Genomic DNA, 17,409 nt, shown 5'->3' on the forward strand with positions numbered 1-17,409 from the left:
CTCCCTCCGGACGACCCACCGAAAGGCGCGACCGACACACACGGCCGAACGCGAGGACAGAACATGATCGGCACCCGGCACACCGCGCACCACCGCAGCCGCGGCCCCGGCCGCCCGACCGCTCTGCTGATGGCCCTCCTCGTCGTCCTGGGACTGTCCGCCGGCACCGGATTCGCCTCGCCGGAGGGCATGGCGAGGCAGGCACCGTCGAAGGTCGGCGTTCCGGCCCGGGCCATGGACGCCGTCGCCGCGATGCAGCCGAGCTGGAACTTGGGCAACACCCTGGACGCGGTCCCGGACGAGACGTCCTGGGGCAATCCCGCGGTCACCAAATCGCTGTTCGACACCCTTCGTGCGCAGGGCTTCCGCAGCGTCCGCATCCCGGTGACCTGGGCCGACCACCAGTCCGCCACCGCGCCCTACACCATCGACCCCACCTTCATGAGCCGTGTCGAGCAGGTGGTCGACTGGGCGCTGGCCGACGGTCTGTACGTCGTGCTCAACGTCCACCACGACTCGTGGGAGTGGATCTCGAAGATGCCCACCGACCACGACAACGTGCTCGCCCGTTTCAATGCCACCTGGACCCAGATCTCCTCGGCGTTCCGCGCCGAGCCTCGCACCCTGCTCTTCGAGAGCGTCAACGAACCGTCCTTCGACAATGCCACGGACGCGCAGAAGGCCGAGTTCCTGAACGAGCTGAACACCTCCTTCCACACGGTCGTCCGCTCCTCGGGCGGCGAGAACGCGAGCCGTCTGCTCGTGCTGCCCACGGTGGGCTGCACACCCTCCCAGGACTTCATGGACGCCCTGTCCACCACGATCGGCGCGCTGCACGACAGCAATCTCGTGGCCACCGTGCACTACTACAGCTGGTATCCGTTCAGCGTGAACATCGCGGGAGGCACCCTGTACGACGCGGCCGCCCAGAAGGACCTCAACGATGCCTTCGCCCGTATGCACGACACGTTCGTCGCCAAGAACATCCCGGTCTACCTCGGTGAGTACGGCCTGCTCAGCTATCCGGACCACAACCACCCCGACCGCGTGGAACGGGGTGAGGCGCTGAAGTACTTCGAGCACGTCGGCTACGCGGCGCGCGCCGCCGGTGTCACCACCGCCCTGTGGGACCCCGGAACCTTCGCCTACCTGAACCGCGAGACGCTGGCGTGGACCGACCCCGCCCTGTTCGCCTGGATCAAGTCGAGCTGGACCACTCGTTCGGGAACCGCGTCCTTCGACAAGGTCTTCGTGCCGAAGTCCGGCCCGATCACGGCCAGGACGCTCACTCTGAATCCCAACGGCACCCAGTTCCGCGGTCTGTGGCAGGGCAGCACCCAGCTCGCCCCGGGACAGGACTACACCGTCACCGACAACCAACTCACCCTCACGGCGCGCGCACTGACCCGGCTGGCCGGAGATCGTCGGTACGGGGTCAACGCGACGCTCCAGGCCCGGTTCTCCCGCGGGCTGCCGTGGACGATCGACGTGACCACGTCCGACACTCCGGTGCTGTCGAACGCCACGGGTACGACCGGCTCGTTCGCCCTGCCGACCCAGTACCGGGGTGACGTACTGGCGGCCATGGAAGCCAAGTACGCCGACGGCACCAACGCCGGCCAGGCCGACTGGACTTCGTACCAGGAGTTCAACCGGGCCTTCTCACCGGACTATCCGGGCGGCACGATCATCCTGACCCCGGACTTCCTGAACGCCCTGCGCGACAGTCAGCCGGTGACGCTGACCTTCCACTTCTACAGCGGCGCCACCGTCACCTACCACGTCACCAGGTCCGGAGGCTCGGTGACCGGCACGACATCCTGAACCACCGGCCCCTTCGCCCTGGTTGGCCCTTCCGGCAACCAGGGCACCGGCCTCTGCGGGCGGGTGCCTCACTCCTCCTTGGGCGGAGCCGTGCTCTCTCGGACGGTGAGGGTGGTCGCGATCTCCAGTCCCCGCTGCGGCACTTCCTCACCTCGGCCGAGCGCCAGAGCGAGCTCGGTGGCGGCCATCGCCATCTCGGCCAACGGCTGATGAACCGTGGTCAGAGGCGGATCCATCCAGGACACGGCCGGTACGTCGTCGAAACCCACCACGCTGAGATCATGCGGGATGCGCAGCCCCTGCTCGCGCGCGGCCTGGTAGACGCCGAGTGCCTGCATGTCGTTGGCGGTGAACACGGCGGTGGGGCGATCGGGGCGGGACAGCAGCTCCCGCGCGGCGGCGTACCTGTGCTCCCGTGTGAGCTGGGTCTTCACGACCAGGTCGGGTTCCATCGACAGGCCGGCCTCTGCGAGAGCCGACGAGTAACCGGACAGCCGGGCCTGGCAGAAGGGGTGATCCGGTCCGCTGATCATGGCGATGCGCCGGTGCTCCAGCCCGATCCAGATGCCGGGTCGCCGCCTGCCCGCCCCTCCAGTTCGTGGCACCCACGAACGGTACGTCGTCGGGCAGTTCGTCGATCGGGTCGACGACGACGAACGGGATGCCCTTCGCCGTCAGCTGTTCGCGTTCCGCTTCGGAGAGCTGCGCCACCGACAGGACGCACCGGGGCCGCCGACCGACGGTGTCGTCGATGGTCATGCCCGAGGCGTCATGGAGTCCGAACTCCGACACCAGCACACCGATCCGGTTCTTGCGGGCCACGCCTTCGACGCCGCGGATGATCTCCACGGCCCACATGCTTTCCAGTTCACGGAACACGAGCTCCACGAGATTGCTGCGGTTCTTAGGCGGCCTGCGGTAACCGTGCCGGTGGATCAGCTGCTCGACGCGGGCCCGGGTCTCGTCCGACACCCCGGACCAGCCGTTGAGCACCTTCGACACGGTGGGCACGGAGACACCCGCGGTGTTGAAGCCGCGGACGTCGTCGCCGTCGCCGTCGCGCAGGATGACTCCGCCGCACAGGGGCACCTTCGCTCGCGTCGGGGAACCTGGACCCGTTCAGGCCCGCAGCGGGGAGCCGTTGACGGCGACCCGGCGGCCCTCCCTGGTGTGCGGGAAGTAGTCCCAGACGGCGTGGTGCTGGACGCTGCGGTTGTCCCAGAGCACGAGGGTGCGCTCCTGCCAGCGGACCCGGCAGTGCAGCACCTGGGTGCGGGCGATGTGCGCGTACAGCATGTCGAGCAGCGCGTCGCTCTCGGTGCGGGACAGTTCGGTGATGTGCGAGGTGTAGGGGGCGTTGACGAACAGCAGTTTGCGGTCGTTCTCGGGGTGGCGGACGACGACCGGGTGTTCGGTGCGCGGCACCTCGTACTCGGGCGGCGGGGTCTGTCCGGCGGCGGTCCAGGGCAGGGATCCGTCGTGGAGCGCGGTGAGGCTTTCGAGGAAGGTGCGCATCGCCGGAGAGAGAAGTTCGTAGGCGAGGTGCATGTTGGCGAAGACGGTGTCGCCGCCGCTGCCGCCCTCGGGGACGGTGGTGATGTACAGCAGTGAGCCGAGGGAGGGTTCGGCGTCGGCGGTGCCGTCGGCGTGCCAGCCGTTGCCGGCCACGGCCTTGGATTCCTTGGTCGCCTTGATGTCCAGGATGTACGGGTCGGATCCCTCGGGCGCGAGGGCGACGGGGTGCAGTTCGCCGAAGACGCCCGCGAACCGCTTGTGTTCCTCGGGGGTGATGTCCTGGTCGCGGAAGACGAGGACGTGGTGGGTGTGGAAGGCGTGCTTGAGCTCCTTCTCCTGCTGGGGTGTCAGCTCCCGGGACAGGTCGAGGCCGGTGACCTCCGCGCCCAGCAGCGGGGTGATCGGGGCGACGGACAGGGTGTCGTAGGGCTCGGCGGGGCGGGTGGTGAGCCGCTCGACGGCCTTGAGTGCGTACTCCTCCATGGGGGACCTCCGTGGGATCGGTGGGGTGGGTGAGGGTGACCGGCCTACAAGGGCCTCGGTCGACGACGGGGCGTTCTGGCCGCTCGTGAACTTCTGCGTGCGCAGGTCGGTGCTGTCGAACGCGTCGGGTCCGGCAACGGCCGGACGCCAGAAGTACCGCTCGGCCTGGCCGGCGCAGGGATGCTGCACGCCGGCCTCCTCAGGACCGTCCGGCGGAGCGGGACAGGGCGGCACGCGTCTCGGGCGGGTCGGCTGCGAGTGCTGCGGCGATCGCCGATACGTGGGGTTCTGCCACGAGTTCGTAGTGGGTGGCGTCGACGTGGTGGAGGCGGTAGGGGCGGGGCAGATGGGCGTCCCACGCGTCCGACTCGGTCGGTTCGGGGGTCAACATCCCTTCCTCTACCGGGCGTTGGGCCAGCCACACCTCGGCGGGCGTCCGGTGCAGTCGGGGCAGTCGGTGCTCGGCCATGGCCGCGAGGTTGGTGCGGCAGCAGTGCGCGAGACGCTCGGCGTAGGCGCGGCCGGACTCCGGCAGCCGACCGCCGCCGTTGCCGCTCAACTCCCGGGCGAACACGGCGTCCACCTGCTCCTCGTCGTAGGCGGCGAGCCGCTGTCCGGCGCCGGGTGGCGGCGGATCGAGGAGGTGGACGGCGTCGACCGGTCGGCCGTCCGCCTCGGCAAGTGCCGCCATGGACAAGGCGGTCCAGGCACCGAACGACCAACCTGCCAGGCGCAGGCGGTAGTTGGGGTCCGGGAACGCGGCCCGCACGGCATCGAGGTAGTGTGCGGCGCGGTCGGCGATCGACCGGGCGGGTTGCGCCGGGTCGCGTAGTTTCGGGTCGGCGATGAGGCAGACGGTCAACTCGTCGGGCAGGGCCGCCACAAGAGGCCTGTAGGCCTGGATGTCGCCGCCCACCGGATGCACCAGGCACAGCACGTCGGGGCCCGGTCCGCGCTGCCACACCTCGACGTCTACTCCGGCGGCGGACGCGCGCGTGCCGGTGTCGAGGTGGCCGAGGATCTCGGTGAGGCTCACCCGGTGGCTGAGCCGGGACAGGTCGATGTCGGTGCCGTAGCGGCGTTTCACCTCGTCGATGAGTTCGAGCAGGGTGAGCGAGTCGGCGCCCAGGTCGTACAGCGGCGCCTGCGGGTCGATGGTGTCCATGCCAAGGAGGTCGAGCAGGATCTCGGTGAGGTCGGCCGTGGGGTCGGCGGGTGCGGGTCGCGCGGAGGGCACCGGCCTGGGGTCGGTGAGCGGCTCGTGTTCGTAGAAGTAGGGGGCCTCCGTCAAGGGGGTGGTGTTGACCAACAGGTGCGGCAACTGCAGGTGCAGGGCCCGCTCGAAGACCGCGGCGCCGTCCTCGGGGGTGAGTGCCGCCTTCAGGTGTTCCTGGTGTCGGACGTCGGTGGCCAGGGCGTCCTGTGCCATGCCGACGTCCCGCCAGGCGTCCCAGCCGATGCTCATACGGACGGTGGCGTCGTCACCGCCGGGAGGCGTGTGGTGGGCGTAGGCGTCCAGGCAGGCGTTGGCCGCCGCGTAGTCGAACTGCCCGACTCCTCCGAACCTGGCGGCCATTGACGAGCAGTAGGCCGCGTAGTCGGGGTCGTGCTCGGCGATGATCCGTTCGACGAGCAGGGCGCCGCGCAGTTTGGCGGCCGTGGCACGGCGGGCGGTGGCGGGGCCACGACGGGCGAGGAGCCCGCCGGCGGCCGTGCCCGCCGCGTGGACGATGCCGGCGAGCCCGTCGAGGTGCGGGGCCAGGCGGTCCACGATCGCGCTCAGGTCGTCCGTGGCGAGGTCGGCCCGGACCAGTGTGACGCGGTCCCGGTGTGCGAGCAGGGCGGCCGGGGTTTCCGTTCCCCGGGCGACGAGGACCACGCGGTTGCCGGGCTGCTCCAGGAGGCGTGCGGCCAGGGTGGCGCCGATGCCTCCCGTGCCGCCGAGCACCAAGTGGGTTCCAGGAGCGGCCGGTTGGTCCGCGGGCGCCGGGGTGTGCGGGACCGGAACCGGCTGGAGGGTGCGTTGCCACCAGAAGCCGTCGCGCAGGGCGGTCGCCGGTTCGGTGACGGTGTCGTCGAGGAGCAGGTCGGGCAGGTGTGCCGCCCAGTCGGCGGGCCGGGGTCCGGGCAGGTCGGTCCAGCGCAGGGTCACGCCCAGTTCCTGCCTCGGGACTTCGAGGGCGGCGGCGAGGAGGCCCGCCTCGGGAGTGCGGACGGGGCCGGTGACCGGCTGTGCCCCGTGGGACAGCAGCCGGACGCGGGGCCGTTCGGCGTCGGGGACGTCGGCCAGGGCGCGGGCGAGTGCCGCGACGGTGTCGAGGCAGGCCCACTGCGCCGCCTCCAGCGCGTGGTCGTCGAGGCTGCCGTCGAGGGCCAGTGGCAGCGCGTGCAGCCAGTCGACTCCGGGACCGAACTCCGCCAGCAGGGAGGCGAGTTGCCCGGAGTCGGCGGGGTCGGCGTCGTAGCGGTTCTCGTCGAGACGGGCGAAGCTCTCCCCGGCGCGGACGGTCACCACCCGGGCGTAGTGCCGTTCCAGGAACCGCCACGATCCGCCGCCCGCGTCCGGTGCGGTGACCACGACGGCGGTGCGTCGCGGTTCGTGGGCGCCGGTGCGGGCGCGGCGCAGACGTGTCCACACCGGCTGGTGCAGCCACTGGTCGGCGGGCAGTCGCCTCGGTCCGGTCGGCGGCGAGGGTGTGCGCGAGAAGTCGTACTCCGCCGTCTCGAAGGCGGGCGGTGGGAAGTCCCAGGGGGCGGACGCGGGACCTTCCGGCCATATGAGGGTGTGTCCGGCGGTCCAGGCCTCGGCGAGGGCGTACCCGTCCTGGTCCCGGGCCGACAGCCCGGCTCGCGGGTGCGGCGCGGTGACCTCCCCCATCGCGTCGAGCCATGCGGCGGCGGAGCCGGCGTCCGGGCAGACGGCCGCCGCCCGGTGGCCGAGCGTGGGCCGGCCGGCCTGGAGGTGGCGCAGGACCTGCGGATAGGTGTCGGGGCGCGCCCTCAGGTAGGCGGCGATACGACGGCCGTCCGCGCGGACGGCGGAGGCGGAGCCGCCCGACAGCACCAGGCATGGCATCGTCTCGGACGGAGCGGGTCCGTCCTCCCCCGACTGCGGTCGTTCCAGGAGCACATGGGCGTTGGTCCCGCCGATGCCGAAGCTGCTGACCGCGGCGACGCGCGGTACGTTCTGCGGCCAGGGTTCGGCCGTGACCGGTATACGGAACGGTCCGTCGTCGATCTCGGGGTTGAGCCGGTCGAAGTCCGCCGTGGGCGGGACGATCCCGTGGTGCACGGCGAGGACGGCCCGCACCAGGCCGACGACGCCCGCGGCGGCGCCCAGGTGCCCGATCTGGCTCTTCACGGAGGACAGCGCGACCCGTGCGTCGTCCGCCAGGCCGTACGCCTGGCGCAGGGCGGCCGCCTCCACCGGGTCGCCGAGGCGGGTGCCGGTGCCGTGGGCCTCCACATAGCCGAGGTCGGCGCCGCTGCGGCCGCTGCGGTGCAGGGCGGTGCGGATCGCGGCGCGTTGTCCGGCCAGGGCGGGGGCGCTGTAACTGAGCTTGTCCGAGCCGTCGTTGTTGATGCCGGAGCCGGTGATGACGGCGTAGACGGTGTCCCCGTCGCGGCGGGCGGCGGTGAGCGGCTTGAGGACGACCACGCCGGTGCCGCTGGCCCCGACGGTGCCGGCGGCGTCCGCGCTGAAGGGCCGGCAGTGGCCGTCCGGCGAGAAGATGTGCTGCGGCCGGTAGGTGTAGCCGTCGGTGAGGTCGGTGTCGACGAGGACACCGCCGACGAGCATCACGTCCGCGTCGCCCTGCCGGAGCAGCCCGGCGGCGACGTGTACGCCGACGAGCGAGCTGGAGCACGCCGACTGCACGGTGAAGGCGGGGCCGGTCAGGCCGAGGTGGTAGGCGGCCTTGGTGGCCAGGAAGTCCTTCTCGTGGTGCAGCGCGAGCCGGAAGGTGTCGGGCAGTTCGGCCGGGTCCGCCTCGCGCAGCATGCGTTGGAAGTAGGTGTTCTCCCCGCAGGCGGCGAGGAGTCCGACCCGGTGTGCGGCCGGGTCTCCGATGCCGGCGTGGGCGAGTGCCTCGACGCAGTTCATCAGGAGCTGCCGCTGCTGGGGGTCCATCAGCCGGGCCTCGTGCGGGCTGATCGCGAAGCGGCCCGGGTCGAAGGCGAGCATCCCCGCCAACTGGCTGCGGGCGCCCACCCGTTCGTCATCCGCCGGGAAGTGCTCGATGCCCCGGCGGCCGGAGACCACCAGGTCCCAGAAGGCTGCCAGGTCGGGGGCGCCGGGCAGTCGTACGGCCATCCCGATGACGGCGATGGGTTCGTCGGCCCGCTCCGCCGCCGGTCGCGGCGCGTCGAGGGCGAGCGGGGCGGTGGCCTCCGATGCCCGTTCCTCGATGAGGCGGGCCAGCGCGCGGAGGCTGACGTGCTCGAACAACTCCGGTACGGCGAAGGGGAGATCGCCCTCTCCCGCGCAGCGGAGCTGGAAGCGCATCAGGTCCAGGCTGGTGGCGCCGGCGTCGAAGAACCGCTGTTCCACGTCGATCGTCCTGCCGGTGACCGTCTCGAAGAGCGCGGCCAGCCGTCCTTCGAGAGGTGACCGGGTCGGGGTGGTCGCGCCCGCCGGGCGCAGTTCGCGGCCCTGGGCGGTGAGCGCCGCCGTACGGTCCGCCTTGCCGCTCGGTGTGCGCGGCAGTTCCGTCAGGCGGCGGAAGCGGCCGACGCGGACGTAGGCCGGCAGCAACCCGGCGAGATGGTCCGCGAGGTCCGCGGGGTCGGGATCGCCGCCCCGGCATTGGAGGCAGGCCACGAGCCGTCCGTCCGCCACCGTGGCGACCGCGTTGGTCACCCCGGGGTACTGGAGCAGCGCGGCCTCGACCTGACCCAACTCCAGCCGGTGGCCGCCGAGTTTGACCTGGCTGTCGGCGCGGCCCGAGTAGTGCAGGAGGCCCTTCGCGTCGAAGCGGGCGAGGTCGCCGGTGCGGTAGAAGGTCCCGAGGTCGGGGTCGTCGGTGAAGCGGTCGCGGTGCGGCGTGTCGTCGCCGAGGTAGCAGCGACCCGCCATGAGGCCGCCGATCAGCAACTCGCCGGTGCTGCCCGGGGGGACGGGGTGGCCGCCGCCGTCGACGACCCGCAGGACGGCGTTCGCCACCGGACGTCCGATCGCCGGGCGCAGCGGCCAGCCGGTGGGGTCGCCGTCGAGGCACAGGCCGCTGACGACGTGGGTCTCGGTGGGCCCGTAGTGATTGAACAGCCGGGCGTCCGGCAGACCGGTGAACCAGCGGCGGATCGCGTCGGTGCACACCAACTGCTCGCCAGCGGTGACGATTTCGCGCAGCCGGGACGGGAACTGCCGGGTCCGCACGCCGTGTTCGGCGAGCAGTTGCAGAGCGACGTACGGCAGGAAGATCCGCTCCGCTTCCCCGGTCTCCAACTCCCGCAGGAGGGAGGGGACATCGTGCCGCCAGGCGGGCTCCACCAGGCGCAGCCGTCCGCCGGAGCACAGGGTGGTGAAGATCTCCTGGAAGGAGACGTCGAAGGACAGCATGGAGAACTGCTGGGTGGTGGCGGGCCCGCGCAGACCGCCGTCGACGCGCTGCCAGGTCAGCAGGTTGCACAGCGTCCGGTCGGGGACCTGGACGCCTTTGGGGGTGCCGGTGGAGCCGGACGTGAACAGGGTGTAGAGCGGGCGCAGCCCCTGGTGCGTCTGCGGTCGGGGCCTTGTGGTGGGGGCCTCGGCGAGGGTGAGGAGGTGCCGGGGCAGGGACGGTGGCGCGATCGCGGCGAGGATGTCCTCGTCCTCGGGCGCCACGAGCACGCACAGGGGGTCGGCCTGGTCGAGCACGTGCCGCAGGAGGGGCGGCGGGTAGGCGGGATCGAGGGGTACGACGGTGAGGTTGAGCCGTGCCGACGCGAGCACCGCCACGATGTGTTCGGCGGAGGGCTGGAGGTAGAGCGCCACGGCGGCCGGGGCGGCGGGATCGGCCGGGAGACGGGTGCTCAGCACCGCCGCCAACTCCGCTGCCTGGGCGTCCAGTTCGGCATACGTGAGGGTCAGCTCGCCGGTGGTGACGGCCGGGGCGTGCGGGGTGCGGGCCACCTGTCGGGCGAAGCCTTCGGCGACGGTGGTGAAGTCCGGTGTCCGCGTGGGGCCTCGGCCGTGCTCGGGCAGGGAACGGCGGTGGGTGGCGACCAGTTCGTGCAGGGTGACGTCGGTGTCGTCGGTCAGATGGTCGAGGGCCTGGCGGAAGAGGAGGGCCGCGGCTTCGGCGCGTTCGGCGCCGATGTCGTCGCGGTACTCCCAGAGGCAGTCGAACCCGCCCTCGTGCTCCACCACCGACAGGGTGAGGGCGCACTTGGCACCCAGCGGCTCGGGCCACAGGGGGCGCACCTCGCAGCCGTCCAGGCGCAGCGCCGAGAAGTCGGTGTTCTCCAGGACGAAGAGATAGTCGAACAACGGGGTTCGCTCGCGGAAGGCGCGGTCCGCGAGGATGTCGGCGAGGGCGACCTCCTGGTCCTGTAACACGGTGTGAACGGCGTCGGAGTGGGCCGAGAGGTGGGCGTCCAGTGAGTGGTGCGGCTCCATCGGCAGGTCGAGGAGCACGGTGTTGGCGAACATGCCGACCGTGTCCGCGAATTCGGGCCGGGGCCGGTTCGCCACCGGCGTGGCGATCAGCGGACGGTCCTGCCCGGTCACGCCGTACAGGCTCGCGGCGAACGCGGACACCAGCAACTGGAAGCGGGTCAGGCCGAGTTGGGCGGCACGTCGGTCCAGTGCGCCGCGGCGGACGAGGTCGAGCGAGGTGCGCAGCAGGCGGGCACCCGGCGCGTCGGGGGCCGGCAGCGCGGGTGACGGTTCGCCGTCGCGGCCGTAGTGCGAGCGCAGTCGCGCGCGACGCGCCTCGTAGGCGGGGCTCGTGTGCCAGGCGCGCTGCCAGTGGGCGAAGTCCAGGGGTGTGTGGGCCGGGCCGTCGGCGGTGTGAGCGGCGGTGAGGTCGCGGAGCAGGAGGTTGAGCGACCAGCCGTCCACGGCGACGTGGTGCAGGTGCAGCAGGAGTAGTCCGCCGTCCGCCCGGGTCACCCAGGCCGCCCGCAGCATCCGGGCGTCGGCGAGGTCGAAGCGGTGGTCGAAGAACCGGTCGGCGGTGTCCTGCCACTCCTCGCCGGGGCCGGCTTCGAGGTGGTGCCAGGGGTCGTAGGGATCGCCGGTCTGCTGGAGGAGTCCGTCGGGGGTGGGGACCAGCCGGGTGCGCAGGGCCGCGTGCCGTTCGACCAGCGTACGCACCGCGCTGTGCAGGGCCGCCGTGTCGACGCGGCCCTGGACGCGGAAGGCCAACGGCACGTCGTAGGAGCGGTTTTCGGGCTCCCGCTGGTGCAGGAGCCAGAGGCGTTCCTGCTCGCTGGTGGCCGGCGCGGCCGCCTCGCCGGAGGGGGCGGGCACGGCGGGGTGTTCACCGGCGGCTCTCTCCGGAGCGTGGACGGCGTCCGCGAGGGCGGCGAAGTCCGCCCGCAGGACGAGGTCGTGCGGCAGGTCGACGGCGAAGCGGTCGAGGATCTCGAAGCGGAAGCGCAGCGCCTTCAGCGAGTCGCCGCCGCTGGCCGCCCAACGGTCGCCGGGACGCAGGCCGTTGACGGCGAGGATGTCCTCGGCGATCTCCAGCACCCGGCGTTGCTCGGCGCTGACGGGGGTGTCGCCTTCCGGCGTACCGCGCCACGGGCTGGGAGCGTCGCGCAGCAGGGCGGCGCGGTCGACCTTGCCGTTGGCGTTTCGCGGCAACTCGGTGACGAGGTAGGTGTGGTGGGGACGCATGTAGGAGGGCAGGGCGCCGGCGAGGTGACGGTCGTAGGCGTCGTAGGAGAGGTCGTCGCCCACGACGAGGAAGGCGAGCAGTTCGCTGCGGTCCGCGTCGTCGCGGCGGGTGCACACGTAGGCCTGCCGGACGGCGGGCTGGGCCAGGATCTGGCGCTCCGCCTCGCCCGGTTCGATCCGGAAGCCGCGCACCTTGACCTGACGGTCGGCCCGGCCGACGTAGGTGATCCGGCCCTCGGTGTCCTGGCTCACGAGGTCACCGGTGCGGTACCAGCGCCGGTCGCCGCCATGCGGCACTCGTACGAAGCTGCGGTCGGTCTGCTCCGGGAGGTTGCGGTAGCCGCGGGCCAACGCCGGTCCGGACAGCAGCAGTTCGGCCACCTCACCCGGTGCGGCGGTGCGGTCGTCCTCGGTGCGCAGCAGCACGCCGGTACCGGGCAGCGGGGTGCCGATGGGGATCGTGTCGCCGGCGAAGTCCCGTGGGATGGGGTGGCACAGGGCGAAGGTCGTCGCTTCCGTCGGCCCGTAGATGTTGTGCAGGACGGTGCGGGCGGCGGAGTTGGTCCGGTACCAGCGGCGGATGATCCGTGCGTTGAGCTGTTCGCCGCCGACGAGGATCTGTCCGATGGTGGCGAAGGAGTCGGGCACCTGCTCGACGACCGCGTTGAACAGCGCCGTGGTGATGAAGAGGATGTCCACGCGGCGCTCGCGGAGTACGGCGGCCAACCGCTCGGGTCGGTGCACCTGCGTGTCGTCGAGGACGACGCACACGCCACCGGTCAGGAGCGGGACCCACACCTCGAAACTGAGCGCGTCGAAGGCGGGGTTGGCCAGGCAGGCGAAGCGGGCGCCGGGCCGGAGGTCGAGGTAGCCGGGCCGGGCCAGTCGCAGAACTCCTTCGTCGGTGACCTCCACGCCCTTGGGGTGTCCCGTGCTGCCCGAGGTGTAGAAGACGAAGCCCGTGGCGGTGTCGGTGGGGTGTGCCGCGGAGACGGTGGGCAGGCCGGAACCGTCACCGCCCAGGAGCGAGTGGACGTCCAACACGGGGAGTTGTACGGGCAGTTGGCTCCCGCCGTTGTGCACTACGGCGACGGCGTCCGAGTCGTCGAGGATGTGCCGTTGTCTGTCGGGCGGGCTGAGGCGGTCGAGGGGGACGACGGTGGCGCCGGCGCGGCGGATGCCGAGCATGACGCAGACCAGTTGCCAGGAGCGGGGCAGGCTCACGGCGACCGCGTGTCCGGGGCGTACTCCGGCCGCGTGCAGGCGCGTTGCCACTCGGCCGCTGGCTCGTTCGAGTTCCGCGTAGTCGAGGACCCGGTTGCCGTCCTCGACGGCGATGGCGGTGGGGATGCGGCGAGCCCGGCCCAGCACGGCCTCCGCGAGGGAGACGGACCTCGTAGGGACCGGGGAGACTCTGTGGGCATGGCGGAGGTCCATCACGCCTCCCGTATCGGCAGAGTCAACTGGGCGCCGTGATGGGCCAGTTCGGTGGCGAGCAGGGTGCCGACCTGGGCGGCTCCGACGCCCTCCAGGATCTCCCAGTGGTCGCACTCCATCGTCTCGACGCGGTAGTCGCCCTCGGCGCGGCGGCGCCAGAAGTCGCGGACCTCGGCGTGGAAGGGGGTGTCGTCGCCGTCCGGTACGGCCTGGGCGAGGACGATGCGCGCCGGGGAGGTCGCCGGGAGGTGTTCGCGGGCGGTGAGCCGGTTGTGGTTGTAGAGGTGGAAGTAGCGGTCGACCTGGGCGTCGTCGATGCCGGGATACATCCCGTTGAACCTCACGAGTTTGTCGCGGAACTCGGCCGCGTCGACGGCGCCGATCTCCGCACGGGCGGACGCGTCGTCGGTGGCCTGGGTGTCGAGGAGGACGACACTGACCGCGCGGTGTCCGGCGCGGGCCAGGAGGCGTCCCATCTCGTGCGCGACGAGGCCGCCGTAGGACAGGCCGGTCAGGACCAGGGGTGCGTCGTCGAGCGGTTCCAGCAGGCGCAGGTATGTCTCGGCCATGGCCTCGACGCTCGGCAGGAGGGTCTCGTCCGGGTTCACTCCCGGCGACTGGATGCCGTAGAGCCCGACGGTCTCGGGCAGGAGGGCGGCCAGGGGCAGGTAGCAGAAGGCGGTGCCGCCGGCGGGGTGGACGCAGACCACGCGCGGGCCGGAGCCGGGGCGGAACTCGATGAGGCTGCCGGGCGCGCGGGCGGTGCCGTCCTCGCGCAGCAGCGCGGCCAGCGACTCGATGGTGGGGCGGGTCATCACCTCGCCGACCGGTAGCCGGCGGCCGAAGGTCTCGGTGACGGCGTGGGCCATCTTGATGGCCGAGAGCGAAGTGCCGCCGATCTCGAAGAAGTTGTCGCTGACGCCGATGTCGGGGTGGAGCAGGATCCGCTGCCATATGCGGTACAGGCCGTGTTCGATGTGGTCGCGCGGGCTGGCCGTGTTGACCTGGTCGGAGGTCGACTCCTGGGCCAGGCGCAGCAGTTGGGGCCGGTCGAGTTTGCCGCTGCGGTTGAGCGGCAGGGTGTCGAGGTCGAGGAAGACGGCGGGGATCATGTAGTCGGGCAGGCGGCGGCCGAGGGCCGTGCGCCAGTCGTGGGTGCTGCGGGCCGGTGCGGTGCCCCGGCCGATGCCGGCGAGCAGGCGGGGCTGGCCGGCCTGGTCGTGGTCGACGAGGACGGCGGCTTCGCGGACTCCGGGCAGGGCCATGAGCGCCGCTTCGACCTCCGCGGGTTCGATCCGGAATCCGCGGAGTTTGACCTGGTCGTCGGCGCGGCCCATGTAGTGCGCCTGGCCGTCGGGCAGGCGTCGGGCGAGGTCTCCGGTGCGGTAGATCCGTTCGCCGGGCACGAACGGGTCGGGCAGGAAGCGTTCCTTGGTGAGGTCGGGGCGGCCGAGATAGCCGCGGGCCAGCGACGCTCCGCCGAGGTACACCTCGCCCACCACACCGGGCGGGACGGGTTCCATGCGGCCGTCGAGGACGTACATACGGGTGCCGGGCAGCGGGCGGCCGATGGGGCACGGCCGTTCCAGCGGGCGGGGGTCGTAGTACGCGGTGCTGTAGAGGGTCGCTTCGGTGGGGCCGTAGCCGAAGCAGATCCGCAGGCCGGGGAGGTGCCGTGTCATGCGGTGCAGGGCGGCTTCGGTGAGCGACTCGACTCCCGTGAGCAGCGTGCGCAGTTGGAGCCCGCGCAGTCGTACGGCGGGGTCCTCGTCGATCCACTTGACGTAGGCGGGCGGCAGGAACGTCTGGGTCACCGCGTGTTCGCGCATCCATGCCAGCAGGGCCTCGGGGTCGCCGCGCAACTCCTCGGGGACGATGTGCAGTTCGCCGCCGGTGGTCAGGGGCAGCAGCAGTTCGTGGATGGAGGCGTCGAAGCCGATGCTGGACCAGGCCGAGCCGACCTCGCCGGGGGCGGTGCCCATGCGGGTGTGCCAGGTGGCGAACAGGTTGAGGATGCTGCTGTGTTCGACGGCGACGCCCTTGGGCCGTCCCGTGGACCCGGAGGTGAAGATCACGTAGGCCAGTCGGTCGGGTGTGTGGCCGATGTCCGCGAGCGGTCCCTGCCGGGTCGCGCCCTCGGCCTCAACCGCGCTCAAGTCGAGCCATTCGGGGGCGCGTTCGGCGCTGTCGTGGTCGCTCAGGACGACGGGGCAGGCCGCGTCCTCGACCATGTTCGCGAGGCGTTCGGCGGGCTGGCCCGGGTCGAGCGGGAGATAGGCGGCTCCTGCCTTGAGGATGCCCAGGATGCCCACGGCCAGGTCGCAGGACCGTTTCGCGTGGAGGCCCACGACGTCGCCGGGTCGGACGGACCGGGCGGCAAGGGCGTGCGCGAGGTGGTTGGCGCGGCGGTCGAGGGCCGCGTAGTCCAGCGAGTTGTCGCGGTCGACGACGGCGGTGCGCGTCGGGCGTTCGCGGACGTGGGTCTCGAAGAGTTCGACGAGTCCGGAGGCCGCGTGCGGAACGGACCCGGAGGTCTCCGACCACGCGGCGTCACCGTCGAGCAGCTCGCGTCGGCGTTCCTGAGGGTCCATCAACTCCAGCGCGTGGACGTCCCGTTCAGGGTGGCGGGTCATGTCGGTGAGCAGGCGCCGCAGATGGCCTGCCCAGCGCTCGGCGGTGGTGTGGTCGAGGAGGGCCGTCGCGTAGTCCAGGTACCCGGTGATCCGGCCGTCGGACTCGGTCGCCGAGACGGCCAGGTCGAACTTGGCCGGGGCGTGGGCGATCGGCAGCGGCTGGGCGTCGACCGCGGGCAGATGCAGCAGGTCCCGCCGTTCGGGCACCCAGGCCAGCATGGTCTGGAACAGCGGGGTGCGGGAGGCGCTGCGCGGCGGGTTGACCAGCTCGACGATCCGCTCGAACGGCAGGTCCTGGTGCGCGAGTGCCTCGCGTACGACGGCGCGGGTGCGGGCGAGGGCCTCGGACACGGTGAGGGAGCCGGACAGATCGATGCGCAACGGGAGGGAGTTGACGAGGAAGCCGATGAGACCGGCCGCGCCCGGGCCGCGCCGGTTGGCGAAGGGGCTGCCGACAACGATGTCCTCCTGCCCGGAAAGGCGCGACAGGAGAATCGCCCAGCCGGCCAGCACGGCCACGAAGGGGGTGGCACCGTGCTGTCTCGCGAGGCTGCGGAGCCCGGCGGTGACCTCGGCGTCGAGGCTGAACTCGGCCCGGCCGCCCTCGTATTGCTGTTCCGTCGGCCGTGGACGGTCGGTGGGCAGGTCCAGGACGGGCGGCGCGTCGTGCAGCGCGCGGCGCCAGTAGTCCTCCTGGGCGGCGAGCCCGCCGTCGAGGAGGGTTTGTTCCCGGGTGTGCGCGTGGTCGGCGAACTGCACCGCGAGCGGGGGCAGCGGGTTCGGGGCGCCTGCCGCGAACGCCTCGTAGAGTTGCCCGAGTTCGTTCATCATGACGTTCATCGAGACGCCGTCGTAGATGCTGTGATGGAACGTCAGCAGGAGTACGTGGCGGTCTGGTCCCAGGGCAAGTAGGCGTCCGCGCCCGAGGGGGCCGGTGTCGAGATCGAACGGCCGTTGCTCCTCGTCGAGTTGGCGGGCCGCGACGCGTGCCTCGGAGTCATCGGCCGCGGTGAGGTCCTCGAAGGTCAGGGCGAATCCCCCACCGGGCGGGTCGATGTGCTGGTACACGTCCCCTTGGGTGGCCACCAGCCTTGTCCGCAGCGTCTCATGACGGTCGGTCAGCTCGTCGAAGGATCGGGACAGCAGGTCGACGTCGAGCGGTCCGGTCAAGGAGAAGGCGATCGTCTCGTTGTACGCGGCGTTCGCGCCCGGCAGTTGGGCCAGGAACCACAGTCGCCGCTGGGCGAAGGAGGCGGGCCGGATGCGGGGCGCCGACTCGGCGTCGTCCGTGGCCGTTTCGGCTGACGCGTATGGAGTGGGGACAGGGTGGGGGGTGGTGTGCACCGGCGGTACCTGGCCTTCCCATCGGTGTGGGGCGGGATGACATCGGGCGCGACGCGCCGGGGTCACCGGACTGCCGTCGGTCCTGACTCGGCGTGCTCGCCGTCGAGCGGGCGTCGTGGTGGGGGCGGCGCCGACGGCCGGGATGCGCGGGGCGCCGTCACCGCGGAACCGTCACCGTGGGACGGGGCGGCAGTCGGGTGGTTGATAGGGGGCGAGTCCACGCGGCGAAGCGGCCCATAGCGGCCGGGCGATTCGATAATTCGATTCCCGAAATTACTGGCCAATTACCTGGTCACATCATTTTCTTGCACGCCCGGATTCCTTTCCGGAACTCCGTGACACAGCCGTAATCAT

Annotated in this window: 4 protein-coding genes and 1 pseudogene; 1 reads left to right on the forward strand and 4 read right to left on the reverse strand. The window is 71.7% G+C overall.

Annotated features, from left to right (window positions below; translation table 11 throughout):
- The first annotated feature begins 63 nt into the window (after window positions 1-63).
- Window positions 64-1,824 carry a cellulase family glycosylhydrolase gene (locus tag OG496_RS02750; RefSeq protein WP_405969393.1) on the forward strand — a complete coding sequence of 587 codons (1,761 nt, stop codon included), beginning with the start codon at window positions 64-66 and terminating at the stop codon, window positions 1,822-1,824.
- Between the two features lie 68 nt (window positions 1,825-1,892).
- Here OG496_RS02750 and OG496_RS02755 read toward each other — a convergent pair.
- The 4 genes and pseudogenes from OG496_RS02755 to OG496_RS02770 form a co-directional block, all read right to left on the reverse strand.
- A pseudogene (locus tag OG496_RS02755) lies at window positions 1,893-2,892 on the reverse strand (LacI family DNA-binding transcriptional regulator).
- A gap of 51 nt (window positions 2,893-2,943) precedes the next feature.
- The gene (locus OG496_RS02760; protein ID WP_405976550.1) at window positions 2,944-3,822 is read right to left on the reverse strand and encodes a TauD/TfdA dioxygenase family protein; all 879 of its coding nucleotides are present in this window, start codon (window positions 3,820-3,822) and stop codon (window positions 2,944-2,946) included.
- 199 nt (window positions 3,823-4,021) lie between these two features.
- On the reverse strand, window positions 4,022-13,078 hold the full coding sequence (locus OG496_RS02765) for an amino acid adenylation domain-containing protein (protein ID WP_405969394.1): 9,057 nt from the start codon (window positions 13,076-13,078) through the stop codon (window positions 4,022-4,024).
- Complete coding sequence (locus tag OG496_RS02770; RefSeq protein WP_405969395.1) at window positions 13,078-17,055, reverse strand: non-ribosomal peptide synthetase; 3,978 nt, start codon at window positions 17,053-17,055, stop codon at window positions 13,078-13,080. Before OG496_RS02770 ends, OG496_RS02765 begins: the two co-directional genes overlap by 1 nt.
- Window positions 17,056-17,409: the final 354 nt, after the last annotated feature.

This window comes from Streptomyces sp. NBC_00988 (assembly GCF_045162645.1).
GTDB lineage: Bacteria > Actinomycetota > Actinomycetes > Streptomycetales > Streptomycetaceae > Streptomyces.

Excerpts from the sequence above, each read along its gene's own strand:
- OG496_RS02750 (WP_405969393.1), top strand. The coding sequence starts at position 64 with ATGATCGGCACCCGGCACACCGCGCACCACCGCAGCCGCGGCCCCGGC.
- OG496_RS02760 (WP_405976550.1), bottom strand. The coding sequence starts at position 3,822 with ATGGAGGAGTACGCACTCAAGGCCGTCGAGCGGCTCACCACCCGCCCC.
- OG496_RS02765 (WP_405969394.1), bottom strand. The coding sequence starts at position 13,078 with ATGGACCTCCGCCATGCCCACAGAGTCTCCCCGGTCCCTACGAGGTCC.